Origin of the sequence: Streptomyces sp. YIM 98790, from assembly GCF_011421595.1 — a bacterium.
In the GTDB taxonomy this organism is placed as follows: Bacteria; Actinomycetota; Actinomycetes; order Streptomycetales; family Streptomycetaceae; genus Streptomyces.
In genome coordinates, this window is record NZ_WTLH01000396.1 from 1 (window position 1) to 795 (window position 795).

Genomic DNA, 795 nt, shown 5'->3' on the forward strand with positions numbered 1-795 from the left:
CGGCGGCGGGCAGCAGCCGGGCGAGGGTGCCCAGCACCCGGCCCAGCCGCAGCGGCAGCATCCGGCGCCGCAGCCCGTGCAGCAGCAGCGCGGCGGTGACGGTGATGCCGGCCGCGTTGGCGGCGGCCATGCCGGGGGCACCCCAGGCGGGCACCGCCACCGCGCCGGCCACCACCGTGAGCAGCAGGCCGGCGGCCATCGCGGCGAGCGGGTACCAGGTGGGGCGGGCGGCGGCGAAGAAGGGGCGGACCAGCGTGCCGACCAGGGTGTGGCCGAGCAGGCCGAGCGCGTAGACCCGCATCACCGCCGCGGTGGCGGCGGTGGCGGTGGCGTCGAAGGCACCGCGCTGGAAGAGGAGTTCGACGAGCTGCGGCGCGAGCGCCACGACGTAGGCGGCACCGAGCAGGACCAGGGCGGAGGCGAGGGTCAGGTCGCGCTCCACCCGGCGGCCGGCGGTGCGGGTGTCGCCCTCGGCGATGGCCCGGGCGACCAGGGGGAGGGTGACCGTGCAGATCATCAGCGACAGCGTCATGGGCAGCTGTGCGATCTTCTGCGCGTAGTTGAGGTGGGAGATGGCGCCGGGCGGGAGGGCGGAGGCGAGGAAACGTTCCACCAGTACCTGAGCCTGGCGGCTGAGCGCGAACAGCACCACGGGTGCCACCACCGCTGCCACCGCCGCCCGCCGGGCGGCCCCGCGCGGCGCACCGGAAACGCCGTCCGGCGGGGCGGCGGCGCCGGAGGCGGTCAGGGCCTCCGGCAGTGCGGCACCGTGCTGCCCCCGCACGGCAGCGGCGC

The 795-nt window shown here is 77.5% G+C and carries 1 protein-coding gene; it reads right to left on the reverse strand.

The window, feature by feature from the left end; all coding sequences use genetic code 11:
- Positions 1-795 (reverse strand): lipid II flippase MurJ (locus tag GQS09_RS28330; RefSeq protein ID WP_279577815.1); only part of this gene is annotated, 795 nt, incomplete at both ends.